24 protein-coding genes are annotated in these 26,457 nt (G+C 69.4%); 8 read left to right on the top strand and 16 right to left on the bottom strand.

What is annotated here, in order from left to right:
• Positions 1–25 precede the first annotated feature (25 nt).
• A complete protein-coding gene (locus LWW96_RS09945) occupies positions 26–916 on the top strand; it encodes an NAD-dependent epimerase/dehydratase family protein (protein ID WP_291486487.1) in 891 nt (296 codons plus the stop codon).
• Here LWW96_RS09945 and LWW96_RS09940 read toward each other — a convergent pair.
• Positions 883–1,725, bottom strand: a complete 843-nt coding sequence (locus LWW96_RS09940; protein WP_291486485.1) for an amino acid racemase — start codon at positions 1,723–1,725, stop codon at positions 883–885. The genes LWW96_RS09945 and LWW96_RS09940 overlap by 34 nt on opposite strands.
• A gap of 15 nt (positions 1,726–1,740) precedes the next feature.
• Positions 1,741–2,631: an amino acid ABC transporter substrate-binding protein gene (locus tag LWW96_RS09935; protein ID WP_291486483.1), complete on the bottom strand. Its 891-nt coding sequence runs from the start codon at positions 2,629–2,631 to the stop codon at positions 1,741–1,743.
• A gap of 316 nt (positions 2,632–2,947) precedes the next feature.
• Between LWW96_RS09935 and LWW96_RS09930 the strand changes: the two genes are divergently transcribed.
• Positions 2,948–4,192 (top strand): D-amino acid dehydrogenase, encoded by a 1,245-nt coding sequence (locus tag LWW96_RS09930; RefSeq protein WP_291486481.1) that lies wholly within the window; start codon positions 2,948–2,950, stop codon positions 4,190–4,192.
• A gap of 12 nt (positions 4,193–4,204) precedes the next feature.
• On the opposite strand, the gene LWW96_RS09925 is transcribed toward LWW96_RS09930, so the two are convergent.
• The 4 genes from LWW96_RS09925 to polA all read right to left on the bottom strand — a co-directional run bounded on the left by LWW96_RS09925 (position 4,205) and on the right by polA (position 9,831).
• The gene (locus tag LWW96_RS09925; protein WP_291486479.1) at positions 4,205–5,128 is read right to left on the bottom strand and encodes a LysR substrate-binding domain-containing protein; all 924 of its coding nucleotides are present in this window, start codon (positions 5,126–5,128) and stop codon (positions 4,205–4,207) included.
• Positions 5,129–5,195: 67 nt separating this feature from the next.
• Positions 5,196–5,828, bottom strand: coding sequence for a glutathione S-transferase (locus tag LWW96_RS09920; RefSeq protein ID WP_291486477.1), 633 nt, complete (start codon positions 5,826–5,828; stop codon positions 5,196–5,198).
• Between the two features lie 20 nt (positions 5,829–5,848).
• Positions 5,849–6,751, bottom strand: coding sequence for a glutathione-dependent disulfide-bond oxidoreductase (yghU, locus tag LWW96_RS09915; protein WP_291486474.1), 903 nt, complete (start codon positions 6,749–6,751; stop codon positions 5,849–5,851).
• Positions 6,752–6,963: 212 nt separating this feature from the next.
• A complete protein-coding gene (polA, locus tag LWW96_RS09910) occupies positions 6,964–9,831 on the bottom strand; it encodes a DNA polymerase I (RefSeq protein ID WP_291486473.1) in 2,868 nt (955 codons plus the stop codon).
• Between the two features lie 65 nt (positions 9,832–9,896).
• On the opposite strand from polA, the gene LWW96_RS09905 reads away from it, so the two are divergent.
• The 4 genes from LWW96_RS09905 (at position 9,897) to LWW96_RS09890 (ending at position 14,582) form a co-directional block, all read left to right on the top strand.
• Positions 9,897–10,256: a hypothetical protein gene (locus LWW96_RS09905; protein WP_291486472.1), complete on the top strand. Its 360-nt coding sequence runs from the start codon at positions 9,897–9,899 to the stop codon at positions 10,254–10,256.
• 121 nt (positions 10,257–10,377) lie between these two features.
• Positions 10,378–11,328 (top strand): homoserine kinase, encoded by a 951-nt coding sequence (locus LWW96_RS09900; protein ID WP_291486469.1) that lies wholly within the window; start codon positions 10,378–10,380, stop codon positions 11,326–11,328.
• 141 nt (positions 11,329–11,469) lie between these two features.
• Positions 11,470–12,291, top strand: a complete 822-nt coding sequence (locus LWW96_RS09895; protein WP_291486467.1) for a BPSS1780 family membrane protein — start codon at positions 11,470–11,472, stop codon at positions 12,289–12,291.
• A 341-nt stretch (positions 12,292–12,632) separates the two neighbouring features.
• Positions 12,633–14,582, top strand: a complete 1,950-nt coding sequence (locus LWW96_RS09890; protein WP_291486465.1) for an alkaline phosphatase PhoX — start codon at positions 12,633–12,635, stop codon at positions 14,580–14,582.
• 119 nt (positions 14,583–14,701) lie between these two features.
• On the opposite strand, the gene LWW96_RS09885 is transcribed toward LWW96_RS09890, so the two are convergent.
• Positions 14,702–15,613: an AraC family transcriptional regulator gene (locus tag LWW96_RS09885; protein ID WP_291486463.1), complete on the bottom strand. Its 912-nt coding sequence runs from the start codon at positions 15,611–15,613 to the stop codon at positions 14,702–14,704.
• 115 nt (positions 15,614–15,728) lie between these two features.
• On the opposite strand from LWW96_RS09885, the gene LWW96_RS09880 reads away from it, so the two are divergent.
• The gene (locus LWW96_RS09880; protein ID WP_291486461.1) at positions 15,729–16,505 is read left to right on the top strand and encodes an SDR family oxidoreductase; all 777 of its coding nucleotides are present in this window, start codon (positions 15,729–15,731) and stop codon (positions 16,503–16,505) included.
• 19 nt (positions 16,506–16,524) lie between these two features.
• Here the strand turns inward: LWW96_RS09880 and LWW96_RS09875 are convergent, their stop codons facing one another.
• From LWW96_RS09875 to LWW96_RS09835, 9 genes are all read right to left on the bottom strand, one after another.
• Positions 16,525–16,779 (bottom strand): zinc ribbon domain-containing protein, encoded by a 255-nt coding sequence (locus LWW96_RS09875; protein WP_291486459.1) that lies wholly within the window; start codon positions 16,777–16,779, stop codon positions 16,525–16,527.
• A gap of 6 nt (positions 16,780–16,785) precedes the next feature.
• Positions 16,786–17,523 (bottom strand): OmpA family protein, encoded by a 738-nt coding sequence (locus LWW96_RS09870; protein ID WP_291486457.1) that lies wholly within the window; start codon positions 17,521–17,523, stop codon positions 16,786–16,788.
• Complete coding sequence (locus LWW96_RS09865) at positions 17,523–18,146, bottom strand: hypothetical protein (protein ID WP_291486456.1); 624 nt, start codon at positions 18,144–18,146, stop codon at positions 17,523–17,525. The genes LWW96_RS09870 and LWW96_RS09865 overlap by 1 nt, the downstream gene beginning before the upstream one ends.
• A gap of 37 nt (positions 18,147–18,183) precedes the next feature.
• Positions 18,184–18,639, bottom strand: coding sequence for a hypothetical protein (locus LWW96_RS09860; protein ID WP_291486454.1), 456 nt, complete (start codon positions 18,637–18,639; stop codon positions 18,184–18,186).
• Between the two features lie 29 nt (positions 18,640–18,668).
• Positions 18,669–19,457, bottom strand: coding sequence for a sel1 repeat family protein (locus tag LWW96_RS09855; protein ID WP_291486452.1), 789 nt, complete (start codon positions 19,455–19,457; stop codon positions 18,669–18,671).
• A 44-nt stretch (positions 19,458–19,501) separates the two neighbouring features.
• Complete coding sequence (locus LWW96_RS09850; RefSeq protein ID WP_291486450.1) at positions 19,502–20,650, bottom strand: hypothetical protein; 1,149 nt, start codon at positions 20,648–20,650, stop codon at positions 19,502–19,504.
• A gap of 85 nt (positions 20,651–20,735) precedes the next feature.
• Positions 20,736–21,194 (bottom strand): hypothetical protein, encoded by a 459-nt coding sequence (locus LWW96_RS09845; protein WP_291486448.1) that lies wholly within the window; start codon positions 21,192–21,194, stop codon positions 20,736–20,738.
• 66 nt (positions 21,195–21,260) lie between these two features.
• Positions 21,261–24,842: a hypothetical protein gene (locus LWW96_RS09840; RefSeq protein ID WP_291486446.1), complete on the bottom strand. Its 3,582-nt coding sequence runs from the start codon at positions 24,840–24,842 to the stop codon at positions 21,261–21,263.
• Positions 24,843–24,967: 125 nt separating this feature from the next.
• Positions 24,968–25,327: a hypothetical protein gene (locus LWW96_RS09835; protein WP_291486444.1), complete on the bottom strand. Its 360-nt coding sequence runs from the start codon at positions 25,325–25,327 to the stop codon at positions 24,968–24,970.
• Between the two features lie 365 nt (positions 25,328–25,692).
• Between LWW96_RS09835 and LWW96_RS09830 the strand changes: the two genes are divergently transcribed.
• Positions 25,693–26,289 carry a hypothetical protein gene (locus LWW96_RS09830; protein WP_291486443.1) on the top strand — a complete coding sequence of 199 codons (597 nt, stop codon included), beginning with the start codon at positions 25,693–25,695 and terminating at the stop codon, positions 26,287–26,289.
• The last annotated feature ends 168 nt before the right edge of the window (positions 26,290–26,457 follow it).

Genomic DNA, 26,457 nt, shown 5'->3' with positions numbered 1-26,457 from the left:
CCGTTCTTTTCTTGAGGCACAGCGAATGCACATCCTGCTGACCGGCTCCACCGGGTTCATCGGCCGCAGCGTGGCCGCCGCCCTCGCCCGCGCGGGGCACACGGTGCACGGCGGCGTGTCGGGTCGGCGCCCCGCCAGCGGGGCGCTGGACGTCCCCATGGATTTCGCTCGCGACACCACCCCTGCCGCGTGGCTGCCGCGGCTGGCAGGCATCGATGCCGTGGTCAACGCCGTGGGCGTGCTGCGCGACACGCCCGCGCGCCCCATTGATGCCATCCACCACCGGGCGCCCGCGGCCTTGTTCGACGCCTGCGCGGAAGCGGGCGTGCGGCGCGTCGTGCACATTTCGGCACTGGGCATCGAGGCCAACGACACCCGCTACGCCCGCACCAAGCGCGCCGCCGACGCGCACCTGCTGGAGCTGGCCGCACAGGGCCGGCTGCGTGCCGCCATCCTGCGGCCCAGCATCGTGTTCGGCCGCGGCGGGGACAGCAGCAGCCTGTTCATGAATCTGGCGCGGCTGCCCGTGGCGCTGCTGCCCGGCCCCCTGTTCACCGCCCGCGTGCAGCCCGTGGCCGTGCACGAGGTGGCCGAGGTGGTGGCGGCCCTGCTGGGCCCGGCATCAGAAACCGAGGGCATCGTCGAATGCGCCGGCCCCGAAGCCGTGACCCTGGCCGGCCTGGTGGCCAGCCTGCGCCAGCAACAGGGCCGCCGCCCTGCCCGCCTGCTGCGCCTGCCCGACGTGCTGACGCAGCTCAGCGCACGCCTGGGCGACGCCGTACCCAGCGCGCCCTGGTGCACCGAAACCCTGCGGATGCTGGGCAGCGACAACGTGGGCAACCCGGCGGTGTTCGCGCAATTGCTGGGCCGCCCGGGGGTGCACTACCGCGAGCTGGTGGCCGCGGCCTGGCGGTGATCCCCGCGGCCGCACGGCTGTGCTGCGGCGTCGCCGGCTGGCCCGTAGGCGTGCCAGGCCAGGGCGGACGCCAGCACCCCCGAAGGGTTCACCAGGGCCATGCCGGGCAGCCCCGGGTGCTCTGACAAGGCCAGCGGAATCTCGGTGCACCCCATGACCAGAGTGGACACGCCATGGCGCTGCTGCAGGGCCAGGGCCACTGCCTCAAACCGTTCGCGCGCCAGCGCATAGTTGCCGGCTTTCACCCCGCTGTAGATACCCTGCATCAGTTGCTCGCGCTGCGCCTCATCGGGCAGGTGGCAAGCAATGCCTGCACACTCCAGCGCGTCCTGGTACAGCCCGGCGTCGTAGGCGCCACGCGTGGCCAGCAGGCCCACGCCCGGCACTCCGCGCGCGGACAGCTCGGCGGCCACTTCCCGCACACCGTGCAGCACCACAAGGTGCGGAAACCGCTGCTGCAGAACCCCGTGCCATGCATGGGCGGTGTTGCACGCAATCGCCACCACCCGCACGCCCAGCGCGGCCAGCCGCCCCGTGGCCTGCAGCAAGGGATCCTCGGGCTGGTGGGCACCGGGGCGCCGGTCGCGCAGCGCCGCCGTGCGGTCCGGAATCGGCACCTGGGCCAGCCAGTGCTCCGGGTACGCCTGGTCCTGCACCGGAATGCCCAGCGCCTCCATGCGCGCCGTGCAGGCCTGCACGAACAGCCGCACAAAATCCGCCCCGGCGGCGGGCCCCATGCCGCCCAGGATCCCCACCACCTGCGGCGCGTGGACGGGGGCGGCGCTCGCAGACAAGACGGCAGAAGACATGCGCACGGCCGCCGGCTACTGGGCAGGCTTGTCGCTCTGCGCCACCAGGTTGTCGCGCAGCTCCTTGCTCATGGGCAGATTCAGGTTCTGGTTGCGCGGCGGCACGGGGGACATGAACCACTTGGTATAGAGCTTTTCAAATTCGCCGGACTTCATCAGCGAAACGATCACCCCGTTGACCAGCGCCTGGAACTGCGGGTCGTCCTTGCGCAGCATGCAGGCATAGGGCTCCACCTGCAGCGAATCCCCCACCACCGTCCACTCGGCCGGGTTGCGCGCATTGCCCATCAGCCCGAAGAGCAGGATGTCGTCCATGGCAAAAGCCTCGGCCCGCCCGGTGTCCACCAGCAGCATGGAGTCGTCGTGGTCCTTGCCCAGCACGATGTCCATGTCCAGGTTGTTGTCGCGGCTGTACTTGCGGATCACCTGGGCGTTGGTGGTGCCCGACGTGCTGGCCACCTTCTTGCGGGCCAGGTCGGCATAGTTCCTGACGCCCGAGGTCTTCTTGGTCAGCATCCGCGTGCCCGTGTAGAAATAGTTGACCGCGAACTGCACGTCCTTGCCCCGCACCGTGTTGTTGGTGGTGGACCCGCATTCCAGGTCGATGGTCCCGTTGGTCAGCAACGGTATGCGGTTTTGCGACGTCACCGCCTGCAGTTCCACCTTGAGCGCCGGGTTGTTCACCTGCTTCTTCACGGCCTCGACCACGGCATTGGAGATGTCCACCGCAAAGCCCACCGGCGCACCGGGGCCCGACAGGTAGCTGAACGGCACGGACGATTCCCGGTAAGCCAGCGTGATCTTGCCCGACTCGGCAATTTTCTTGAGCGTGTCGGCACTGGCCGACGGACCGGCCAGCAGGCCGGCGGCCGCGACGGCAACGAAGGTAACGGCGGAGAGCTTCATGGAATCCCTTTGCATCAAAAAAGGCGGACAGGTGGATGGACAAAAAGCGGAACGCAGTCGCACTGTAAGAAGCCGCAGCGCGGTTGAACAATTCCTTTGCGCGGGTGGGCCATGACCAAAAGTTATGCCGCGCCGTGGTGCGTGCCGCTGCACCACGACAGTGCCGTCTTCGGGGACGCGCCTGCCCGACGGACCGCATAACTTCCCGGCATGGGCTCGCATGGCATTGGCATTGGTCACCGCGCCGCGGGGCGCCTACATTGGCTTTTCCGTCAACCACCCCTGGGAACGCGTCCACGCTCCCGGAACAAGCAAGATGCACGTATGTGTCCTTGGCGCGGGCATCGTGGGCCTGGCCACCGCGTATGAACTCCACCAGCGCGGACTGCGGGTAACCGTGATCGACCAGGCCCAGCCTGGCGCCGGAGCCAGCGGCGGCAACGGCGCGCAACTGAGCTACAGCTACGTCCAGCCCCTGGCCGATGCCGGCATCTGGCGCCAGCTGCCCCAGCTGCTGCTGTCGCCGCGCTCGCCCCTCAAGCTGCGCCCGCAATGGGACCGCGAACAATGGCGCTGGTGCGTGGACTTCCTGCGCGCCTGCAACCGCAGCACCTCCGCGCGCAGCACGCAGCGCCTGCTGGCCCTGGCCGCACTCAGCCGCCAGGGCTTTGAAGCGATGCTGCAGGCCGAGCAGTTGGACTGCGACTTCTCGCGCACCGGCAAGCTGGTGCTGTACGACAGCCCCGCGGGCCTGGCGGCGGCCCGCCGCCAGATGGAACTGCAGCGCCCCTGGAGCAGCCCGCAGGAGGCCGTGTCGGCCCAGCGGTGCGTGGACATAGAACCCACGCTGGCGCACCACCAGCGCCACATCGCCGGCGCCATCTACACGCCCAGCGAATGCGCGGCCGACTGCCTGGCTGTCTGCCGTGGCCTGCACCGGGTGCTGAGCGCGCGCGGTGTGCGCTTTGTACTGGGCGCGCGGGTGCAGGGCTTCGTGCACGCTGCGGGGCGCATCGCCGCAGTCCGGACGGACGGCGGTACCGTCGAGGCGCAGCAGTTCGTGCTGGCCCTGGGCAGCGCCAGCCACCGGGCAGCGCAGGAGCTGGGCTTTCGCCTGCCCGTCTACCCGCTCAAGGGCTACAGCATCACGCTGGACACCGCGCACGCCCCGGGTGCGGCGCCGCGCGTCAACGTGACCGACGCGGCGCGCAAGGTGGTGTTTGCACGCATCGGCCAGCGCCTGCGCGTGGCCGGCATGGCCGAGCTGGTGGGGCATGACGACCGCATCCCGCCCGGCCGCATCCAGAGCCTGCGCGAAGCCGCCGGAGCGCTGTTTCCCGGTTGCAGCGACTTCCGCGACCTGCATCCCTGGACCGGCCTGCGCCCCGCCACGCCCACCGGCGTGCCCCTGGCGGGGCGGCACCCCCGGGCGCCGCACAACCTGCTGCTGAACACGGGCCACGGCGCGCTGGGCTTTACGCTGGCGTTTGGCACGGCGGCCCAGGTGGCCGAACTGGTGGCGCCCGCAGCGGGCCGGGCGGTCGCCGGCGCAGGCGAATAGCCCCCGTCGGATCTACGCCTCCCGCAGGCCCACGGATTCCAGCGTTTCGGCCACCGCCCGGCGCATGCACTGGGTCATGGCACTGGCCAGCAGCGAGCCCGGGCGGTTGACCGTGCGCAGCGATTTGATCGGCACGGCAATGTGGGGGGCCAGGGCCAGCACATCCACCTTGCGGTCGTCGGCAGACGCCGCCGTGCACTGGTCCACCACCGCAACGGCATGGCCGTGGTGCGCCAGGGCCAGCGCGGCGTGGTAGGTCTGCACGGTGATCGCCGTCTGCAGCCCCACCCCGGCCTCGCGGCAGGCATGGCTGACGAGGGTGCCGATCGGGTCGCGCACGTCCAGCCGCACCACCGGCGTGCCCGACAGATCCGCCAGGTGCACCACGCCGGACGCGACCAAGGCCGCGTCCAGCATGCCCTTGGGGGCCACGCACACCATGCGGCCGTCGGCCAGGTGCTCTTGCGCGAGCGCCGGGTGCGCCACCGCGCTGAATACAAAGCCCACGTCCGCCTCCTGCAGCACCAGGGCCGACACGATCTGCGGCGAATGCAGCGCGTCGATGGTCACCTTCACGTCCGGGTGCTTTTGCCGAAAGAACCGCAGCGCGCGCGGCAGCACCTCGTAGCTCAGTGCCAGCACGCTCAGGATGTGCAGCTCCCCCTCGCGCTGGTCGCCCTTGAGGCTGTTGGCCAGGCGCTGCACGTCGTCCAGCTGGTTGAACAGGCGCTCGATGTGCGGGTACAGGGTCTGCGCCTCGCTGGTGGGCACGAGCTTGCCCTTGAGCCGGTGGAACAGCGGGAACCCGAGCTGCAGCTCCGCATGGGCCAGGATGCGGCTGACCGCGGGCTGCGTGACGTTGATGAGGCGGGCCGCCGCGCTCACGCTGCCGGTGAGCATGACGGCGTTGAAGACTTCGATATGGCGCAGGCGCATGGGGCCACGATGCAAGGAACGCGCCGGGCCGGCAATCCTTGAATCCCCCAATGCAGCCCGCCGCCGGCTACAGCGCCATGGACGGCCGCTGTGCCATGGCCGCGCGCCAGCGCAGCAGGTGCGGGTGCTGATCGCCCGGCTTTTGCTTCACCACGCGCGCAAAGTCCACGGCCACCACGGCCGTGATGTCGGCCACGCTGAAGCGGCCGGCGGCGATGTAGTCGCGGTCCGCCAGACGGTCGTTGAGCAATGCGAAGAAATTCGCCACCCGCGCCAGCCCCCGCTCGGCCAGGGCCGGAATCTGCGGGTAGTCCACCGCGCCGGGCAGCGCGCGGTTGGCCATGGCGGGCGAGCTGTTGCGCAGCGCCTCGGCAATGGCCAGCAAGCCTTCGAACTCCGCGCGCCAGTTCCAGCTGGCGATCTCGGCCTTCTCGGCCGGTGTGGCGCCCAGCAGCGGAGGCTCGGGGTAGCGCGCCTCCACATACGCGGTGATCGCCGCGTTGTCGGCCAGCAGCAGGCCTTCTTCGGTGCGCAGCGCGGGCACGGTGCACTGCGGGTTGATGCGGCGGTAGGCCTCGCCCATCTGCTCGCCGCTTTTCAGGTCCACCTGCACGGTGTCGTGGGCCACGCCCTTTTCTGCGAGCAGGATGCGCGCGCGGCGCGGGCTGGGCGCCGTGGCGCAGTCGTAGAGGGTGATCATGGCGGCGTCCTGCAAAGGGCTCAGGGCGCGGGCGAAGAGGAAGCCGCTGCCGCTTCGATCTTGTCCTGCGTCTTGGTGTCAAAGTCGCTGGCGTCGTGCCGCTCGCGCAGCTGGTTGGCCGGGTCGCCCGTCACGCGGTTCACCTTGCGCCCGCGCTGCACCGCGGGGCGCTGCGCCACCTGCTCGGCCCAGCGCACCACGTGCGTGTATTCGTGCACCTGCAAAAACTCGCCCGCGTCATACGCCTGGCCCTTCACCAGCAAGCCATACCAGGGCCAGATGGCAATGTCCGCCACCGTGTACTCGCTGCCCGCCACGTACTCGTGCTCGGCCAGGCGCCGGTTCAGCACATCGAGCTGGCGCTTGGCCTCCATCGCATAGCGGTCAATCGCGTACTCGATCTTCACCGGCGCATACGCATAGAAATGCCCGAACCCGCCGCCCACGAACGGCGCGCTGCCCATCTGCCAGAACAGCCACGACAGGCACTCCGCCCGCGCCGCGCCGTCCTTGGGCAAAAACGCGCTACCGAACTTCTCAGCCAGGTACATCAGGATGGCGCCGGATTCGAACACCCGCACCGGGTGGGCCGGATCGGTGCGGTCCAGCAGCGCGGGGATCTTGGAGTTGGGATTCACCGCCACAAACCCGCTGCCAAACTGCTCCCCCTGGTTGATGCGAATCAGCCACGCGTCGTACTCCGCACCGGCGTGGCCCAGGGCCAGCAGCTCTTCCAGCATCACCGTCACCTTCACGCCATTGGGCGTGCCCAGCGAATACAGCTGCAGCGGGTGCTTGCCCACGGGCAGTTCCTTGTCGTGCGTGGCCCCGGCAATGGGGCGGTTGATGCTGGCGAACTGGCCGCCGTTTTCCTTGTTCCATTGCCAGATGGCGGGCGGGGTGTAGGGGGTGAGATCAGACATGCGGGCTCCAAACAAAGAGTTGGTGGAAGCAAGCGGGATCGCTAGCGGTGACGAATGAGTCTAGCGACGCGATCGATTCGCCGCTGGGCTGGAGCGAATGCCCTGCAGACAGGCTTGCCTCCATCGTTGGGATCGCTGCCTGCGCCTAAAAGACGGGCACCCCAGCCCCAAAAAAAGGCGCACGGACGACCGTTTCCGCCCGCTCTTGCAACTCAGTGCGCCTTATCCCAGTTCGGCCCCACCCCCACCTCCGCCAATAACGGCACCTTCAGCGCCGCCACTTCCGCCATCAGTCGCGGGATATGGCTCTTGAGCCAGTCCACCTCGCCCTCGGGCAGCTCGAACACCAGTTCATCGTGCACCTGCAGCACCATCTTGATGTCGGGCTTGTGCGCATCCAGCTCCTTTTGCACGGCCACCATGGCCATCTTGATGAGGTCGGCGGCGGTGCCCTGCATGGGCGCATTGATGGCCGCACGTTCGGCGCCGGCGCGGCGGGGGCCGTTGGGGGAGTTGATTTCGGGCAGGTACAGGCGGCGGCCGAACACGGTCTCGACATAGCCCATGGACTTGGCGGAGGCCTTGGTGTCGTCCATGTACTGCTTCACGCCGGGGTAGCGCTGGAAGTAGCGGTCGATGTAGGCGGCGGCGGCTTTCGTTTCAATGCCCAGGTTCTTGGCCAGGCCGAAGCTGCTCATGCCGTAGATGAGGCCGAAGTTGATGACCTTGGCGTAGCGGCGCTGTTCGCTGGTGACCTGGTCCACCTCCACGCCAAACACTTCGGCAGCGGTGGCGCGGTGCACGTCCAGGCCGGCGTGGAAGGCGTGCAGCAGCGAGTGGTCACCGCTCAGGTGGGCCATGATGCGCAGCTCAATCTGCGAGTAGTCGGCGCTGGCGATGACGCGGCCGGGCGGCGCGATGAAGGCTTCGCGCACGCGGCGGCCTTCCGGCGTGCGGATGGGGATGTTCTGCAGGTTGGGGTCGTTGCTGGACAGGCGCCCGGTGACGGCCACGGCCTGCGCGTAGTGCGTGTGCACGCGGCCGGTGCGCGGCAGGGCCAGCTGGGCCAGCTTGTCGGTGTAGGTGCCCTTGAGCTTGCACAGGCTGCGGTGCTCCAGCAGCTTGGCGGGCAGGGGGTAGTCCTCGGCCAGCTTCTCCAGCACTTCTTCGTCGGTGCTGCGCGCGCCGGTGGCGGTTTTCTTCACCACGGGCATGCCCAGTTTGTCGAAGAAGATTTCGCCCAGCTGCTTGGGGCTGCTCAGGTTGAAGGGCTGCCCGGCGATTTCGTAGGCCTCGGTTTCCAGCTGCAGGATGCGCTGGCCCAGCTCGTGGCTCTGGGCGGCCAGCGTGGCGGCGTCGATGAGCACGCCGTTGCGTTCGATGCGGTACAGCGCCTCGCTGCTGGCGATCTCCAGCGCGTAGATGAAGCGCAGTTTCTCGTCGGCCTCCAGCAGCGGCCACAGGGCCTGGTGCACGTCCAGCGTCTGGTCGGAGTCTTCGCACGAGTAGGCGGCGGCCTTGTCCACGGGCACCTGGGCAAAGGGGATCTGGTGCGCGCCCTTGCCGCAGAGGTCTTCGTAGCTGATGCCTTTGCGGCCGGTGTGGCGCTCGGCCAGGCTGGCCAGGCCATGGGGCTTGTGCACTTCCAGCACGTAGCTTTGCAGCATCGTGTCGTGCACGTAGCCCTGCACCTCGATGCCGTGGTTGGCGAACACGTGGCGGTCGTACTTGATGTGCTGGCCCAGCTTGGCATGCCGGGCATCCTCCAGCCAGGGTTTGAGGCGCTCGAGCACCTCGTCGCGCGGCAGCTGCACGGGTGCGTCGGGGCCCACATGCGCCAGCGGGACGTAGGCGGCCTCGCCGGGCTGCACGCTGAAGGAGACACCCACGATCTGCGCGCGCATCTCGTCCAGCGAATCGGTTTCGGTGTCCAGCGCCACCAGCGGGGCTTTTTGCAGGCGCTCCAGCCACTGGTCGAAGTCGGCCCAGTTGAGAATGGTGTCGTACACCACCGTGCGGTGCTGGGCCTGCTCGGCCACGTTGCTGGCCGAGTGGTCGGCAAACAGGTCGCCGCTCTGGCCGGGCATGGCCACCGGGGGCGCTGCGCCGGCGGCTGCCGCGTCTCCCCCGCCCAGCGTGCGGGCCAGGCCCTTGAAGCCATATTTCTCGTAGAAGGCGCGCAGCGGCTCGGTCTGGGGCTCGCCCAGGGCCACGGCGTCCAGTGCGGGCAGGCCGAGCACGTGCTCGGTCAGGTCGCAGTCGGTCTTGATGGTGACCAGCTGACGCCCGGTGGGCAGCCAGCCCAGCGCGCCGCGCAGGTTTTCGCCGGCCACGCCCTTGATCTCGCCCGCGCGGGCCAGCAGCGCGTCCAGCGATCCGTATTCCTGCAGCCACTTGGCGGCCGTCTTGGGGCCGACCTTGGGCACACCGGGAACGTTGTCCACGGTGTCGCCCACCAGGGTCTGGTAGTCGACCATCAGGTGCGGGGGCACGCCAAACTCGGACGTCACGCCGGCAATGTCGCGCTTCTTGCCGCTCATGGTGTCGATGATGGTGATGTGCTCGTTGACCAGCTGGCTCAGGTCCTTGTCGCCGCTGGAGACCACCACCTCGATGCCCTGGGCGGCGGCGGTGACGGCCAGCGTGCCGATCACGTCGTCAGCCTCCACCCCGGGGATGGCCAGCACGGTCCAGCCCAGCAGGCGCACCACCTCGTGGATGGGGTCGATCTGCGTGCGCAGGTCGTCGGGCATGGGGGCGCGCTGGGCCTTGTATTCGGGGTAGAGCGCGTCGCGAAAGGTCGGGCCGGAGGCGTCAAACACGCAGGCGGCGTAGTCTGCCCGCACTTCCTTGCGCAGGGCCTGCATCATGTTGATCATGCCCCGGATGGCGCCGGTGGCCGGGCTGGTGCGGTCGCCGGGCACCGCCCGCAGGTCGGGCATGGCATGGAAGGCGCGGTACAGGTAGCTGGATCCATCCACCAGCACCAGGGTCTTTTTGCCGCCCGGCTGCTGCGGCGCGGAGGGCGGTTCCCCCACGGAGACGGGGGCGGCGTTGGGGGGCAGGGATTCGTCGTTCATGCACGGATTGTGCACGGCTGCCGGGCGCTGGCCGCGCCCGCGGGTGCGCCCTCTACAATGCAAGCATGCGCGCTGTTCACCTATTTTTGCTGCTGGGCGTGGCCTGCGGCACCGCCCTGGCCCAAAATACCACCCAAAATGCACCCCAGGGCGCACCAGATCAGCGCGAGGCGCTCTCAAATCCAGAGCAACTGACGGGCCGCGCCAACCAGCGCACGGAGCGCATCCACATCGAGGATGCCGGCAGCCGGGTGGACGAGCTGCGCGTGGGCGGGCAAACCCAGAGCATCTCGGTGCAGCCCAAGACCGGCAACCTCCCCGGCTACATGGTGCAATCCCCCGACGGCGCCCGCAGCCGCGCCGGCAGCCACAACGGCGCCGAAACCACGACCGCCCCGCGCGTCTGGAACGTCATGAAGTTCTGAGCGCCGGCGCATCCCGCCGGCCCCGGCCGGCTGGGGTACCACGCGCCCGGCCCCCTGGCACCGCCCTGCCTTGCGCACCCTTTTGCTTTCACCAGTCGTTTTTCTTCCCCTGTCCTGAGCGATGGCCGTCTTTACCGAAGTCTCCAATGAAGAGGCGCGCGAACTGCTGCGCCGTTTGCAACTGGGCGAGCTGGTGGCGCTGCGCGGCATCGAAGGGGGCATCGAGAACACCAACTACTTCCTCACCAGCGAACAGGGCGAGTTCGTGCTCACCCTGTTCGAGCGCCTCACGGCCGAGCAGCTGCCCTTCTACCTGTTCCTGATGAAGCACCTGGCGCACGGCGGCATTCCCGTGCCCGACCCGCGCGCCGACAAGAACGGCGACATCCTGCACACCGTGTGCGGCAAGCCCGCCGCCGTGGTGAACAAGCTGCGCGGCAAAAGCCAGCTGGCCCCGCAGGGCGCGCACTGCGCCGCCGTGGGCGGCATGTTGGCCCGCATGCACCTGGTGGGCCGAAGCTTTGACCGCCAGCAGCCCAATCTGCGGGGCCTGCCGTGGTGGAACGAAACCGTGCCCGTGGTGCTGCCCCACATCGGCGAATCCGCCTCGGCGCTGCTGCGCTCGGAACTGGCCTACCAGAACCATGTGGCGGCCGGCGCTGCCTACGCGGCCCTGCCCCGGGGCCCGGTGCATGCCGACCTGTTCCGTGACAACGTGATGTTCGAGGGCGAGGAGCTGACCGGGTTCTTCGACTTCTATTTCGCGGGCGTGGACACCTGGCTGTTCGACCTGGCGGTGTGCCTGAACGACTGGTGCATCGACCTGTCCACCGGCGCACACGATGCCGAGCGTGCCACGCGCATGCTGGAGGCCTACCAGGCCGTGCGCCCGCTCACCGCGCCCGAGCGGGAGCTGCTGCCGGCCATGCTGCGTGCCGGCGCCCTGCGTTTCTGGATTTCGCGCCTGTGGGACTTCTACCTGCCCCGCGAGGCCTCGATGCTCAAGCCCCACGACCCCACGCATTTCGAACGCGTGCTGCGCAGCCGCATCGCGCAGCCGGTGCATGCCTGAACCGCAACGGCAGTGCCGCCCGCGGCCGGACGGCCTGCCGCGATCCCCTGCCCGGCGCTGCGGTTTGGACGGCTGGAGTAAATTCCTGGCCCATCAGCCGCCGCCACGTGCCGCTGCTTCCTTCTCTTCTGCCCTAACGCAATGAAACTCCGCATCGTCTCCGCCCGCACGGGCCTGGACTGGGTCACGCTTGGCATCCGGACGTTCTGGCGGCAGCCCATGGCGCTGGCGGCGCTGTTCTTCATGACCATGGCGATCATGTCGCTGGCCACGCTGATCCCGCTGATCGGCCCGGCCGTTGCGCTGGTGCTGCTGCCTACGTCCACGCTGGTGATGATGGTGGCTGCCGCCCAGGCGTCCCAGGGGCGCTTTCCCACGCCGGCGTTGCTGCTGGTGGCGTTTCGCACCGGCCAGCAGCGCCTGCGCGACATGATGGTGCTGGGGGGACTGTATGCCGCGTGCTTCCTGGGCGTAATGGGGCTGTCCGCCCTGCTGGACGGCGGGCAGTTCGCCAGCGTGTACCTGGGCGGCGCCAAGATGACGCAGGAGATCGCCGAAGACCCGGCCTTCCAGCGCGCCATGTGGCTTTCCATGACGCTGTACCTCCCGTTGTCGCTGCTGTTCTGGCATGCCCCCGGGCTCGTGCACTGGCACGGCGTGCCGCCGGTCAAGGCGCTGTTCTTCAGCATCGTGGCCTGCGTGCGCAATTTCGGGGCGTTTCTGGTCTACGGCCTGGGCTGGATGGGCGTGTTCCTGCTGGGCGGGCTGGTGGTGGCCACCGTCGCCACCCTCCTGGCGCTGGCCGGGCTGGCCAACACGGCCGCCGGGGGCATCATGGTGGGCGCGGCCATGATGCTGGCGGCCATGTTCTTCACCTCGGTCGTGTTCACGTTCCGCGACTGCTTTGACGCCCCCGGCAGCGACGCTGCCGACGCAGCCCAGCCGCCGGCACCCGCGGCCTGAGCGGCCCCCACCCGCCCGCCCGCCCCACCGGCCAACGGCCTGCGGAAGGCCGCCGCTGCGGCGCCCGCAGCGCCGCTGCCCCACCCGAAAAACGACACCCGGCCCGGCGAGGGCACAGGCGGCCTGAATGCGGCCTGAATGCGGCCTGCATGCGGCCTGCGTGCGTGCGCGCAGGCCCGAGCGCAGCCGCCGGCCGCCAGCGTGACTGGCGTCGCCGCCGGCATTCACGCCACTGTCACACAGCGTTCTTAGCATCCGCAGCCGGACAACCCGCTTGCTCCGGCCCCGGCCTGCGCGGCGGTCCCTGCCTCTTTGTTCTCCTCAATCCACAACGATCCACCATGTCCCACACGACCACGCCCACCCGCCGCAAGGCCCTGCAACTTCTGGCCGGCATTCCCATGCTGCCCATCGGTACCTCGGCGGCCGCTTCGCTGCTGGCCACCGGGTGCGGCGGCGGCAGCGATGAGGCGACCTTTGCCTCCGCATCGTTCACGTCGATGGCCGCCCCCACGCTGGCCAGCGCCGCCGCCATGGCCACCACCTCGGTGGGCTCCTCGTTGAACGTGAAGCTCAGCGACGGCAGCACGCAGTCGTATGCCCTGGCCTACCAGCCCTTCTTCATCACCGGCGACCTGGTGCCGGACGGCAAGGGCGGCAAGGTGCTGGCTGGCGGCTACTACGACATCAACAACAAGGCCATCATCGACACCTCCGTGCCCGGCGCGGAACGCCAGTTCTTCTCGGATTCGCCCGACGGCACCTCGCTGCTCACCGTGCCCAACGCCAAGGTGGACGGGGTCAAGGGCAACCCCGTGTTCGCCGTGGTGCAGTTTGAATACACCACCTGGGCGCAAGACGGCAAGACCGACATGTACGGCAAGCTGCCCTCGCCCATCGCCGTGCTCACGCTGGACCAGGACCCCAACACCGGCAAGCTCAGCCTGGTGAAGTACCACAACGTGGACACCTCCAAGGTGCACGGCCTGTGGATCACCTGCGGCGCCAGCCTGTCGCCCTGGGGCACGCACCTGTCCAGCGAAGAGTACGAGCCCGATGCCTTCAACAGCAGCAACGCCCAGCTCAAGGCCTACAGCAAGAACCTGTTTGGCGACGAGACCAAGGCCAACCCCTATCACTACGGCCACATGCCCGAAGTGACGGTGAACCCCGATGGCACCGCGTCCATCAAAAAGCACTTCTGCATGGGCCGCATCTCGCACGAACTGGTGCAGGTGATGCCCGACCAGCGCACCGCGCTGATGGGCGACGACGCCACCAACAGCGCCTACTTCGTGTTCGTGGCCGACAAGGAAAAGGACCTGTCCTCGGGCACGCTGTACGCCGCCAAGGTGGGCGCCGGCTTCTCCATCGACCCTGCGGCCGCCAACGGTGCTCCGCTCACCTGGATCAAGCTGGGCTCGGCCACTAGCGCCGAGATCGAGCAGCTGGCCAACACGCTCAAGCCTACGGACATCATGAGCGTGGCCAGCAAGGACCCTGGCGACGCCAGCTACACCAAGATCGTGGCCAACGGCAAGACCGAGTGGATCAAGATCAACCCCGGCATGGAAAAGGCCGCCGCCTTCCTGGAAACCCACCGCTACGCAGCCTTCAAGGGCGCCAGCATGGGCTTCACCAAGATGGAAGGCACCACCGTCAACGCCAAGGACAAGATCGCGTACTCGGCCCTGCAGAACTGCGAAAAGTCGATGGTGGCGGGCGACGCCGCCAACGTGCCGGGCAATGGCATTTCCATCCCTAAGACCCTGAAGGCTGGTGTGGTGATGGCCCTGAACCTGCGCGGCGGCCAGAAGGACACCGCTGGTGGCGCCATCAACAGCGAGTGGATGCCTGTCGACACCAAGGCCCTGCTGGCCGGCGAGGACATCGCCGCCGACGCCCTGGGCAACACCGGCAACCCCAACAAGGTCTGCAACCCCGACAACCTCAAGTTCTCGGAAAAGATGCGCACCCTGTTCATCGGCGAGGACAGCAGCCAGCACGTGAACAACTTCCTGTGGGCCTACAACGTGGACACCAAGGAGCTGTCGCGCCTCATGTCCATCCCCGCGGGCGGCGAATCCACCGGCCTGCACGCCGTGGACGAGATCAACGGCTGGACCTACATCATGAGCAACTTCCAGCACCCCGGCGACTGGGGCGGCATCCACAGCGTGGTCAAGGGCACGCTGGATCCCCTCATCAACGCCAATTACAAGAACAAGGCGGGCGCTGGCGTGGGCTACCTCACCGGCACCGCCAAGCAGCCCGCGCTGCGCCAGCGTTAAGCGGCTATGCGGCCCGCGTGCGTGCTGCACGCTCGGGCCGCCACGAAAGAACCGGGCCTTCGGGCCCTTTTCTTTTTTTGGCGGCGGCCACTGCGCGGCACCGCGTCCCCAAGAGACCCTCACGCCTGCCGCGCATAGCGCCCTGGCGGCAGGCCCACATGCCGGCTGAAGGCCGTGCTGAAGGTGCTGGCCGAGCTGTAGCCCACACGCTCGGCCACTTCGGCCACCCCCAGTTCGCCGCCGTTGAGCAACCTTTTGGCCAGGGCCATGCGCCAGGCCAAAAGGTATTCCATGGGCGGCTGGCCCACGGCGCGCGAAAACCGCTCGAAAAACGTGGAGCGCGACAGCGCCGCCTCGCGCGCCAGCGCATCCACCGTCCAGGAATGCCCGGGGGCGCTGTGCATCAGCCGCAGCCCGACGGCCACCCGCGCATCGGCCAGCCCGCGCAGCAAGCCCGGCGGGGCGCCGTCGTGGTGGCCGCTGCGCAGTGCCTCGATCAGCAGCACCTCCACCAGCCGCCCCAGCACCAGATCGCGCCCTGGCAGCGTGGCCAGGCATTCCTGCCGCACCAGTTGCACCAGCGTGGGCAGCGCGGCCGTTTCGCGCACCAGGAGCAGCGCGGGCAACAGGGCCACCAGCAACGCCGCGTCCGGCGAGTCGAATTCAAAATAACCGCCCAGCATGCGCATGTCCGCAGGCCCATCGGGCGTGCCGTGCCGCAGCCCCTGCTCGCCCTCGGGCACGGGCGGCTTGTTGCGGGGGTCCCGGAGTACGGGCGCGGCGGCCCCCGCCTCCACCGCGGACAGCGTGAAGCCCGGCGTGGCCGGCATCAAGATGAAATCACCGGACCGCAGCATCACCGGCTCCTGCCCCTCCACCGCCAGCACGCATTCCCCTTCCAGCACGGCGCAGAAGCTGGGCTGGCCGAATTCAGCGTACCGCACGGCCCAAGCCCCCGCACCGCTGACGACCTTGGAGAACACGGCGCGCGGCCGCAGCAGCGCAATTACCTCGGCCAAAGGATCGACCAAACCGGACTCCTGCAAAAGAAAACACGACCATTGATTGTAGATAATTCTGCTTCAGGCCGGTATCGTTGCCCTACTGATTTCGCAGTGCAACCCATCCTTCTCCAGGAGTCCAACCATGAAAACCATCCTCATCACCGGCTGCTCATCCGGCTACGGCCTGGCCACCGCCCGCCACTTTCTGGCCCAGGGCTGGAACGTCATCGCCACCATGCGCACGCCCCGCACCGATGTGCTGCCCACGTCGGAACGTCTGCGGGTGCTGCCGCTGGACGTGACCCAGCCCGCCAGCATTGCCCAGGCGCTGAGCGACGCGGGCCCCATCGACGTGCTGGTCAACAATGCGGGCGTGGGCCTCTTCGGCGCCTTCGAGGCCACCCCCATGGCCACCGTGCGCGACATCTTCGAGACGAACACCTTCGGCACCATGGCCCTGACCCAGGCCGTGCTGCCGCAAATGCGCGCACGCGCAGCGGGCCTGGTGATCAACGTCACCTCCAGCGCCACCCTTGCGCCCATGCCCCTGGTGGCGGCCTACACGGCCAGCAAGGCCGCCATTGAGGGGTTCACCGCCTCGCTCGCGTTCGAGCTTCAGACCTTTGGCGTGCGGGTAAAGCTCGTCCAGCCCGGCTACGGCCCCACCACGCAGTTCACCGCCAACAGCACCGAGCGCCTGCAGGGCCTGATCCCGCCCGCTTACGCGCCCTATGCGCAATCGGTGTTTGCGGCCTACAGCCAGCCCGCCGCGCTGACCACCGAACAGGACGTGGCCGAGGTGGTGTGGACAGCGGCCACCGATACGACGCCGCGCCTGCGCTATGCCGCAGGCGCGGACGCAGTGGCCCTGGCCAGTGCGGTACAAGCGACGCGACCGGCGCACGCCCTTGCCGAGTGATGCCAGGCCCGCGGCGGCGTCAGCGTGCGCCGGTGAACAGGAAGTACGCCAGCACGCACACCGCCAGCGCCACGATCAGCCGGGCGATCCAGGGCGTGACCAGCCACGCGCCCAACACCATGGCGAGGCGGCCCCACAGGTGCGGCGACTGCAGCGCGCCCTGGGGCCCCGGCGCGGGGGACGGGCGCTCTTGCAGCGGGTAGCCGCACCCCGGGCAGGCCGGCGCCTGCGATGACACTTCACGCCCACATTCCGGGCAACGGACCAGGGCCATGCTGTTCTACCTGCCTTCCTTGGGCTGCGTGCCCGGCACGCCGATGAGGATTTGCACCCGCCGGTTGAGCTGGCGCCCCTGCGGGTCGTCGCGGCCGTCCGGCGTGGTGTTGGGCGCCACGGGCTCGCGCTTGCCCAGGCCTTCCACCCGCGCGGGGCGGCCCGTGCGCTGGCGCAGCGCGGCAGAAACCGTCTCGGCACGGCGCAGCGACAGGCTGTCGTTGTACGCGTCCGTGCCCTTGCCATCGGTATGGCCGCGCACGGTCAGGGGCGCCGCAGCGTAGCTCTTGATGAGTTCGGCCGCCTTGTCCAGCGACGGGGCCGCGTCCGGCCGCAGATCGGCCTTGTCGAAGTCGAACAGCACGTCGGCCGGCAGGTCAATGGAAATGGCCTGCTCCGGCGTGGGGCGCGCCTTGAGCTCGGCCCACAGGGCACGCGTCTGCGCCAGCCGCTCGCGCGGGACCTCGGCCTCGCGCAGCACCGTCTGCGGGCCGGCGCTGCGCTGCAACGTGGACTCCTGCGTGCGGGCCGCGAGGCCGCCCGCCGGCTGCGGCGGACGCAGCACCGTGGCCGGCGCTTCAGAGGCTGGCACCAGCCGCGTCGGCACATCGGCCAGCGCACGCTGGCTGCGCACCACCTCCCACGCCCGCGCAGGCACGCCGGCCAAGGCCAGCACTGCCGCCATCCCCGCAGGGACCAGGGTGCGCAACGCGCGCACGCCAGCAGCCGTCCATCCGGCGCGCATCAGCCGCCCTGCAGCGGCAGGTCGATGACCAGCCCCGGCGCCACGATGTTGTCGCCCTGGTTGCCGTCGTTGAACACCAGCTTGAGCTTGCGGGCCGAGGGCGCCACCGCCCCCAGGAACACCAGTTGCCCGTCCAGCGTTTCGCCCTCGCGGAGGGTGATGTCGCGGTTGTTGTCGGGCCGCTTGATGTGCAGGCGGGCGCCGCTTTCATCCTGCAGGTACGTGTCCGCCAGCGCCAGCATGGTGGTGTCGGTGATGCGGTTGGCAAACGAGATGCTCACGTCGAGCACCGTGGCGTCGGCCCCCATTTCCACGCCCTTCACGCGCACCGTGACGCCGGCCGGAGCCACGCCCTGGATGGCCAGGGTCTGCTTGCGCGGGGCGGCCGCAGCAGCAGGCGCTGCAGGCGCGGGCTGCGCCGCAGGAGCCGCAGCGGGTGCGGGGGCTGGTGGCGCGGCCGCGGGCGCCGGGGCAGGCTCCGCAGCCGCGGACACCTTGGGTTGCGGTGCGGCCGGCTCCTTGCACGCGGCCAACAGCAGGGCAGCGGCGGCCATCGCGGCGGCGGCCGCACGCGGCCAGGGAGTGGGTGGGAACGAACGGGGGTTGGGTGCTGGGTAGGTCATGGGTTCGGTAGAAAAGCGCTTCACTGCACTGCGCGGCTCAGCGGATGCGGATGCTGTGGGTCTGCTCCTGCCGCGGACGCGCCGGCGACTGCGGACAGTCCTCGGTGCGTACCTGGTTGGCGTTGCGGCCCTGCACGATGACCGTGCGGCCTTCCAGGCGCGCGCCGGACACGTCGACACTGTTGACGGAGGCGTGGCCCGGGCCAGCGCAACGGGTGCCCGACGCGGTATTGCCCGACACCTCGATGCGGTTGCCCTCCGCGGCCGCGGCGGCGGGCTGCACCGAAGACGCAGGTGCCGCCGGTGCGGAGGCCGTGCTGCGGGCGCTGCGCTGCGGCACCACGGGCCGGTCGGCGGCGGCAGGGCCCAACGGTCCGGTGGGGCCGATGGTCCCCTGCGGCCCCACCGGGCCCGCCGTTGCGGCGCAGGGCAGCAGCAGCGCCAGCAGCCAGGCCCGCGAACGGCGGGGGGACACGGGGCAGCGTTGTTCCATGGCGGTCACCTTCTGTGTATCCATCGCCGTCAAGGCGGCGCCTTGCCAGGGGTTCCCGGCAAGGTACTGCCAGGCAGCGGCGCGGCGGGTGCGGCCGTGGCCGGCACCGGCAGCGAACGCGGAACGGCCGACATGCCGGGGAGCCCCGAGCCCGGCCGCACCGCACCCGCCGGGGCCGGCGGCACGTCCACCGGCTTGCCGCCGACGTCCGCCGTGGCCTGGCGCTGGATGCGGGCCTCCAGTTCGGACGCAAACCGCTCGGCCAGCGCCACCTCTTCCACGGCCATCTCGGCACCCAACTCGTTGATGAGCGACAGCACGTTGCGCTGGGTGCCGGTGTCGGGCTGCGCCAGGCGCTCCAGCAGCCGGGCATAGCCCAGCGCCTTCACGTTGTCGCGGGGCACGCCCTGGCCTTTGCGGTTCATCTCGGCCAGGCGCTGCATCGCCCGAGGGTCGCCGCGCACAGCCGCCAGCAGGTACCAGCGGTAGGCCTGCCCCATGTCGCCGATGCCGGCGCGCGGGTTGCGATAGGCATCGCCCACGAACGAGAGCAGTTGGGGGTTCTGCGTGGCCAGGGCCTCGCGCTGCAGGCGCTCCAGTTCGTTGCGGTAGATCGGCCCCTGGCACCCGAGTTCGGCCACGCCGCGCTCCAGTGCCTCATTGCAGGCCTCCAGAAACCGCGCCCCCGCCGTGGCGGCAGCGGGGGGCGTGGCCGGCTGGGCGGGGGCCTGAGCTCCGGCGGGCGGAACGGCCTGCGCGGGGGCCTGCTGCGCCAGGGCCGGCCCGAGCAGGCCACCCCCCCACACAACCCCACACACCAGCCCCCTCCAGACGGGCCGCAACGGGGTGCGCACGCCCGGCCTCATGTGCCCGCCTTCGCAGCAGCCGCGGGCGCGCCGGCGCCGGCCACGGGCGCGGTGGCGGCCGTCTCCCAAGCCATGGGCACGCCAAAGAACAGGGGTTCAAAGCCCTGCCAGGTCATCACGTCCACCGGCCCCAGCGCGGCATACCGCTCGGCGTACACCTTTTCCAGGGCCTGCTGGGTCTCTGCGTCGTACTTCTGCGTGACCTGTACGGGCTCGCCGTACTTGCGCAGAGTCACCTGGATCAGGCCGAGCTTGAGTTCGGGCGACAGCGCGTTGTACGCGGCGCGCATGTTCTCAACCACCACCGGATCGGGCTTGCCATTGGGAATGCAGCGCCAATACGGGGTGTTGGTGGCCTTGCCGACCAGTTCCAGCACGCTCAGGTCCACCAGGGTGCGGATGGCCGAGTGGCGGCCCTGCAGGTACTTGCCCTCCAGCTTGAAGCCGAAGGCATCGCCGTAGAAGCCCAGGCTGGCGTTGTCCTCGGAGCTGAAGTTGAGCACCTTCACCACGTTGGAGGCCTGGATCTGCGGCACCATCTGCTGGGTGGAAAAGCTCACCAGGTTCAGGTCCAGCGCCAGGGCGGAATAGATGGCCGTGCGCTTGACGTCCCCGCCCAGCGTGACCTTGCCGTCCCCCTTGCCGAACTCGATGCCTGCGGAGTTCACCCGCCCCGCCCCCGCGATGGCGCGGTCGAATTCCGTGAGCGCGCCGGTGATCAGGAAGTCGGGCATGGTCACCCCGAACTTGGCCCCCAGCTGGGCCTGGGACACCAGGTAGTCCGGGTGGTACGGCACATACACCACCCGGGCGCCAATGCGGTTCACGGCAGTGCGCACCATTTCCGTGATGTCGCCCGGGATCTCGGCGCCCACCAGAGGGCTGGAGAGGTTGGTGGCGTCCAGGATGCTGCGGGTCTGCAGATAGATGACGGGGTCGCCTTCCTTGTAGATGTCCAGCATGCGCCCGAAGCGGCCCAGGGCCAGCGCATAGGGGCTGAGATTGGTCACGGGCAGCAGCTTGTCGGCCTCGCGCTCTTCCATCAGGGTCTTGGCGTCCTTGAGGGCGTTTTCGGTGGAGGCGCATCCGCCCAGGGCAGCGACGGCGAGCGCCAGCGCGCCCCATCGCAAAGTTCTTTGGATCATGGTGGTCTTCTTGGTGTAGTGGGTATCCACGGCCCCGCTCTCTCGGGACCTTGCGGCCCAGGCCCGCGGCCTGGGCCGCAGTGCGTCAGCGGCCTGAATTGAGGACAGTGATGTTTTCCACCCCCTTGCCTTCGACATACAGCGTCACGTTGCCGGTGACATTGCCCTGGATGACGGGGCTGGCAATGCGCAGCGTGCCGTCGGCGCCCCGCTGCACGTCGGAATAGGTGGAGCGGATCACGATGTTCTTTTGCCCCTCGGGCAGCTTGAGGGTGCCGTCGGGCTGCACCAGCGCACTCTGGTCCACCAGCGTGTTCTGCGAGATGGCCCGGTTCACGCGGGCCTTGGCACTCACCGACGGGTACACGCCGTCATTGAGCCGCACGCCGCTGCTGGCCATGTCCTTGTAGGCGCCCAGCTGCTCGCCGTAGTTCACCAGCTGCGCCTGCGCGCCGGTGCCCAGCAGGGCCAGTGCTCCTGCACCGCAGCACAGGCCCAGCGCCCGCCGTGCGCGCGCTGGGAGATCGGGGTTTCGTGTTGTCATCGCCACTCCTTCGTCCATTTCAAATGGGAAACGCCAAAGCCGTCTTCGCACCGAAACGGCCTGCGGCTACATGTTCAGAACATTGAACGCCGGCAGCACCGTGACCGACTGGTTCACCACCCCCATGGACGGAAGGGTGTAGGTGTAGCCCGGGTTGGCCGCAAACGCCGCGTTGCCCGCCACGCCCACCGCGCCGGTGACGGCCCCGCCCAGGTTGCGCACACTGCCCGAGGTCATGCCCACCCCCGCCACCGTGTTGTTGCCCACCACGGTGACCACGCCGGTGATGAGGCCCTGGTTGATGACCGAGTTGGACACGCCCCCCACGGCGGCGCGGCCCTGGTTGCCCGCAATCACCACGGTGCCCGTGACCACGCCGCGGTTCACCAGCGAGTTGACCGTGCCGCCCAGCGTGGTGCTGCCCCGGTTGCCCGCGATGATCACGCGGCCCGACAACTGGCCGCGGTTGTCCACGCTGTTCACCGTGCCGCCGCCGGTGGCGTCGCCCTGGTTGCCCGTAATCACCACTTGCGCTCCGCTCATGCTGCCGCGGTTGTGCAGGCCGTTGACCAGGCCGCCCCCGCTGGCGCGGCCGGTGTTGCCCGCGATCAGGACCTGGCTGCCCTTCATGGAGCCCGAGCCCGTGACGCTGTTGACCTTGCTGCCGCTGCCTTGCACGCTCGCCTGGTTGCCCAGGATGGTGATGCTGGACGCGGTGATGCTGCCGTCCGCGCGCACGCTGTTGGCCAAGCCGCCGCTGGCCGACCCTGCATTGCCGATGACGGTGATCTGGCTGCCGGTGATGCGCCCGCTGCCCGCCACGCTGTTGATGGCGCCGCCATCGCGGGCCGAGCCCTGGTTGCCCAGGATGGTGATGCTGCCGCCCTGCAGCGTGCCCGCCACGTCCACGCTGTTGGCCACACCCTCCTGGCCCGATCCCTGGTTGGCGGTCACCGTGACGTTGGAGCCGGCAATGCGGCCGCGGCTTTGCGCCCGCACGCTGTTGGCCAGCCCGTCGCGGGCGGCCGCGCGGGCGCTGCCCTGGTTGGCCATCACCTGCACCGTGCTGCCCTGTAGCGTGCCGTCGGCCTGCACGCTGTTGGCCAGGGCCGTGCTGCCCTGTTCGGCCTGCGTGGACACGGCCGTGTTGGCGGCCACCAGCGCCTGCACCCCTTCCACCCGGCCACCCGCGCCCTGGGAGAAGCTGTTGGCCGCGGCCAACCCCTCGGTGGCCACCACGCGCCCCGCCTGGTTGGCGATGAGCTGCAGGCTGGCAGCCCGCATCTCGCCCAGCACCTGCACGGCATTGGCATTGGCTTGCCCAATGCCCTTGCCGAAGGCTGCAAAGCCCGCCACGGTGCCTTCACGGCCCTCGCTGCGCACGTCGGCGGCCGTGTTGGCGGCCACGGTGATGCTGCTGCCCTGCACGCGGCCCTGGGCATTGAGCGACAGCGCATTGGTATTGATGCGGCCGCCATCGGCGTTCAGCTGCCGGGCGGTGTTGCCCGCCACCAGCAGGCTGCTCTGCGCCAGGGCCGTCGCGCCCGCGCCATCCATGTACAGGCCGTTGGCCGCCAGCACGCCATTGGATTTGCTGCCCACCCCCAGCGCCTGCGCGCCGCTGCCTGCGGCGCGGATGCCCTGGCCGGTGTTGCCCGCGATGACGACCGGGCTGCCCTGCACGGAGGCCCCACGGTAGGCCGCCAGCGCATTGACCAGCGCCGTGCCGCCGGTGGCGTGTACGCCACGCGCACTGTTGCCAGCCACCAGCCACGACGACGACGCATCCACCTGCGCGCCATCGTGCAGCACCAGCGCGTTGGCGGCTGCGCGGGCGCGGCTTTCGCGGCTGGCCAGCCCCCCGGCGCCGGAGACGGAGTCGGCCGTGGTGCTCATGTCGCTGGCCGTGTTGCCGCTCAGCGCGCCGTCGGCCGACAGCCGCGAGGGCGCGCCCGCGCCGTTTTCGACCGCGATGCTATTGGCCTGCAAGGCGCCGCCCCGGGCCGACAGGCGCGAGGCCGTGTTGCCGGCCACCGTCAGCGTGGCCGCATCCAGCTGCGAGCCCGTGACCGACAGCGTGTTGGCCAGCGCGGCCGACTGCTGGCTGGCCGAAAACAGCAGCCCGCCGCCCGCCTGCGCCGCGTAGCCGGTGGACTGCACGCCGTCGGCACGGTTGCCCGCCAGCGTGACGGTCGTGTTCTGCACGCGCCCTTCCGTCACCATCACGCTGTTGGCCGCGGCCAGGCCACCCGCGCCGGTCACGGACGCGCCGCGATTGCCCGTGACGGTGACGGCTGCGCGCTCCAGCGTGGCCTGGTGGTCGGCCACCACGGTATTGGCCAGCGCGCGGCCGTTGCGCTCCAGCGCGCCCACGGCACCCGCGCCGATGCTGCCGCTGCCCCCGGCCGTGCGCACCCGGTCGGCCGTGTTGCCCGCCAGCAGCACGCTGCCGCCGCGCACGGCGGCGTTGTCCAGCCACAGACTGTTGCCCGCGGCACCGCCACCGGTCGCCACCACATCGCGGGCCTCGTTGGCGGCCAGCTGGTGCACCGGCCTTTCGGCCAGTTCGCCGCGGGTCACCGAAATAGTGTTGGCAAGGGCGGTGGCGGCCACGCGCACGTCGGCCAGCGCGCCGCCCAGGATGGAACCTTCGCCGCCCCAGGCCTGCACGTTGCGCGCGGTATTGCCGGTCACGCCCGCCTGGTAGCCAGCAGAACCGGCGAGCTGGTGGTCGGTCAGGCTGATGCTGTTGGCCAGGGCGCTGCCGCCCGTGGCAATGACCTGGGCGGCCTCGTTGCGGGACAGCACCAGCTGCGCCCCCCGCAACTGGCTGGAGGCCAGCGTGACAGCGTTGGCGGCGGCCACGCCGGTCAGGTTGACCTGCGCGATCGTGCCGCGCCCCACCCCGCCGCCGCCCCCGCCGGCGCGTACATCCTCCGCGCGGTTGGCGGTCTGCAAAATTCGTGTGTCCACCAGAGTGGACCGTGCCGCCGTGAGCGCATTGGCCAGCGCCGAGCCGCCGATGGAGGTGATGCGCCGTGCGTCGTTGCCCACCACGGCCAGTTCGGAGTTGCGCACGTCCGTGGCGTCCAGCAGCACGCTGTTGGCGCTGGCGCGCCCCGGCATCTGCAGGGAGCCGGTGCCCAGCAGCACCTCCGTCTTGGCACCAAAGGCGGCCACCTCGGCCGCGCGGTTGCCCTGCACCAGCAGCCGGCTGGCGGTGAGCTGCTTGGTGCCTTCCGCGCTGGCGGCCAGCACCATGTTGACGGTGGCGGCCCCGCCCAGTGCATGGATGAAGCCGGTCACCTGGTTGCCCAGCACCTGCACCTGGGACTGCCGCACGTCCATGGCGGCCAGGCCGATGCCGTTCGCCTGCGCGGTGCCGGCCAGGTCCACGCGCATCCCGGCGTTGGCCAGGGCCGATCCCTTGCCGCCGGTGGAAACCACCGGCCCGGTGGAGCGGTTGTCCAGCACCTGGATCTGGCTGTTGGCGTCCACCTGCGTGCCGGCGCTGTTCTTGTGCCACCCCAGGCCGGCCAGCATGGATTCCTGCGCGCCCGCACGCCCGCAGGCCAGGGCCAGGGAAAGGCCAAGCAACCCTAGCGCGGCGGCAGATTCACGCCGGTGCGTCTTGCGCGGTGTGGACACTCAGAAGCCCCTTGTGGTGGTGATGGTCGTGGTGATGGTCGTGGTGGCTGCCGTGGGGGTGCGCCCGGCCCTTGGCCGGTCGGCGGCTGGCCGGCTCCCGCCGGCCCCCACAGCGCGGTACGGTCTTAGTTGATGTTCACGCTGTTGACGTTGGCGGTGCCGCCAATGGCTTTGATGTCGGTGGCTTCGTTGCCGCTGACCGTGATTTCCGAGTTGCGGATCTTGGAGCCGGTGATGTTGATGCTGTTGACGTTGGCCACGCCTTCCATGGACACCTCCGCCACCTTGATGCCGGCCTTGCCGCCGCCCGCGATGACATTGGTGGCCTTGTTGCCAGTCACGGAGATCTTGCTGTTGGTGACTTCCGACCCCGCAGACCCTTTGCCAGACAGCAGGCCGGGGATGGTGACGTTGCCGCTCTGGGCAAATGCAGCGCCGCAGGACAGGGCCAAGGTGGCGGCGGCGGTAATGGCAAAGGTACGCATTTCAATAATCCTTCCAAGGGTTGAAATTAATCGACGGGCAGCCTTGTGCGGCCTGCGGGCGAATTCTTGAAGGGGGCCTGCAACGCGACAGTTAACAAATGTAGACAGCGCAGATGGGCCGGCCGGCCCAACTTATCCACAGCCGCCGGGCACGACGATCACCTGGGCAAAGCCGGCAGTTTGCGCGTTGTAGGACAGGCAATGACTTCGCGCCAGGAAACATTCCCACACGAACGGCCCGCGCGCCATGCCCCGGCAGGGGGCCAAAATCCATACAAGTTTTCACACTTCAAATCCGTCTGATACCTGGAGGAACATTCGGACATTGATAATTCCGCTGGATTTTCCAGAGCGTTGTCATCAATATGAAATTTATTATCTTGCGTGGCTTTTTGTATTTGGCGGCCGGCGCGGGCCTGGTGGCCTGTACCCCGCAGGCGGCGCCGTCCTTCCCCTCGGACGCGCAGATCTCGGCGGCGCTGGAGGCGCAGTTCGCTGCAGACCCGCACAGCGCGGCGGCCCGCGAACTGGTGCGCACGCTGGGGGGTGAGAAAGGCCGGCTGCGCTACCAGATCCACCAGGTCATCTACCGCCAGGGGGCCTACGAGGCGCGCTACGACGCGGTGCTGGTGATGGGGCAGCCGGGCACACAAAGCCTGCAGAACCTGTTCGCCGGCATGATCCCCGAGGCGGAGCGGGCCAAGCTGCCGCAGCCCAGCCTGGAGGCGTACGAAGGCTGGCTGCGCCAGCACGCGCAGTCGCTGGAGAAAACTTCACCGCCGCAGGCGCAGGCGCTGGTGCAGACGCTGGATCTGCTGGGCAAGTGCTACCGCGACCGGCAGCCGGGTGCCGAAGTCACGGTGATGCAAGGCCTGGGCGCGCTGATCTCGCCCGAGCGCAACGGGCTCTTTGCCGAAAAGCTGGCGTTGCCCGACACCACGGTGCAGTGCCTGCCGGCCTGAGAACGTGTTGACGTTCTAACAGCCCTTGGGATGCTCTGCACGAATTGAGCGGTAAGTGGGCGCTGCGGATCGGGAGGGGCTGCAAGGCGCAAAACGCAGCAATAGCCGCAGCTATTGCGAGGATTTGCAACGCAGCAGACTGCCCGAGGCCGCAGATGCACGCGGCGC

It is taken from the genome of Acidovorax sp., from assembly GCF_021287135.1.
GTDB lineage: Bacteria > Pseudomonadota > Gammaproteobacteria > Burkholderiales > Burkholderiaceae_C > Acidovorax.
The sequence above is the reverse complement of the archived record's forward strand: the minus strand, read 5'-3'. Positions and strand labels throughout refer to the sequence as shown.

What these genes read in the sequence shown, in the direction of transcription:
- LWW96_RS09945 (WP_291486487.1), top strand. Translation starts at nt 26, where the DNA reads ATGCACATCCTGCTGACCGGCTCCACCGGGTTCATCGGCCGCAGCGTG.
- LWW96_RS09940 (WP_291486485.1), bottom strand. Translation starts at nt 1,725, where the DNA reads ATGTCTTCTGCCGTCTTGTCTGCGAGCGCCGCCCCCGTCCACGCGCCG.
- LWW96_RS09935 (WP_291486483.1), bottom strand. Translation starts at nt 2,631, where the DNA reads ATGAAGCTCTCCGCCGTTACCTTCGTTGCCGTCGCGGCCGCCGGCCTG.
- LWW96_RS09930 (WP_291486481.1), top strand. Translation starts at nt 2,948, where the DNA reads ATGCACGTATGTGTCCTTGGCGCGGGCATCGTGGGCCTGGCCACCGCG.
- LWW96_RS09925 (WP_291486479.1), bottom strand. Translation starts at nt 5,128, where the DNA reads ATGCGCCTGCGCCATATCGAAGTCTTCAACGCCGTCATGCTCACCGGC.
- LWW96_RS09920 (WP_291486477.1), bottom strand. Translation starts at nt 5,828, where the DNA reads ATGATCACCCTCTACGACTGCGCCACGGCGCCCAGCCCGCGCCGCGCG.
- yghU (WP_291486474.1), bottom strand. Translation starts at nt 6,751, where the DNA reads ATGTCTGATCTCACCCCCTACACCCCGCCCGCCATCTGGCAATGGAAC.
- polA (WP_291486473.1), bottom strand. Translation starts at nt 9,831, where the DNA reads ATGAACGACGAATCCCTGCCCCCCAACGCCGCCCCCGTCTCCGTGGGG.
- LWW96_RS09905 (WP_291486472.1), top strand. Translation starts at nt 9,897, where the DNA reads ATGCGCGCTGTTCACCTATTTTTGCTGCTGGGCGTGGCCTGCGGCACC.
- LWW96_RS09900 (WP_291486469.1), top strand. Translation starts at nt 10,378, where the DNA reads ATGGCCGTCTTTACCGAAGTCTCCAATGAAGAGGCGCGCGAACTGCTG.
- LWW96_RS09895 (WP_291486467.1), top strand. Translation starts at nt 11,470, where the DNA reads ATGAAACTCCGCATCGTCTCCGCCCGCACGGGCCTGGACTGGGTCACG.
- LWW96_RS09890 (WP_291486465.1), top strand. Translation starts at nt 12,633, where the DNA reads ATGTCCCACACGACCACGCCCACCCGCCGCAAGGCCCTGCAACTTCTG.
- LWW96_RS09880 (WP_291486461.1), top strand. Translation starts at nt 15,729, where the DNA reads ATGAAAACCATCCTCATCACCGGCTGCTCATCCGGCTACGGCCTGGCC.
- LWW96_RS09875 (WP_291486459.1), bottom strand. Translation starts at nt 16,779, where the DNA reads ATGGCCCTGGTCCGTTGCCCGGAATGTGGGCGTGAAGTGTCATCGCAG.
- LWW96_RS09870 (WP_291486457.1), bottom strand. Translation starts at nt 17,523, where the DNA reads ATGCGCGCCGGATGGACGGCTGCTGGCGTGCGCGCGTTGCGCACCCTG.
- LWW96_RS09865 (WP_291486456.1), bottom strand. Translation starts at nt 18,146, where the DNA reads ATGACCTACCCAGCACCCAACCCCCGTTCGTTCCCACCCACTCCCTGG.
- LWW96_RS09860 (WP_291486454.1), bottom strand. Translation starts at nt 18,639, where the DNA reads ATGGAACAACGCTGCCCCGTGTCCCCCCGCCGTTCGCGGGCCTGGCTG.
- LWW96_RS09850 (WP_291486450.1), bottom strand. Translation starts at nt 20,650, where the DNA reads ATGATCCAAAGAACTTTGCGATGGGGCGCGCTGGCGCTCGCCGTCGCT.
- LWW96_RS09845 (WP_291486448.1), bottom strand. Translation starts at nt 21,194, where the DNA reads ATGACAACACGAAACCCCGATCTCCCAGCGCGCGCACGGCGGGCGCTG.
- LWW96_RS09835 (WP_291486444.1), bottom strand. Translation starts at nt 25,327, where the DNA reads ATGCGTACCTTTGCCATTACCGCCGCCGCCACCTTGGCCCTGTCCTGC.
- LWW96_RS09830 (WP_291486443.1), top strand. Translation starts at nt 25,693, where the DNA reads ATGAAATTTATTATCTTGCGTGGCTTTTTGTATTTGGCGGCCGGCGCG.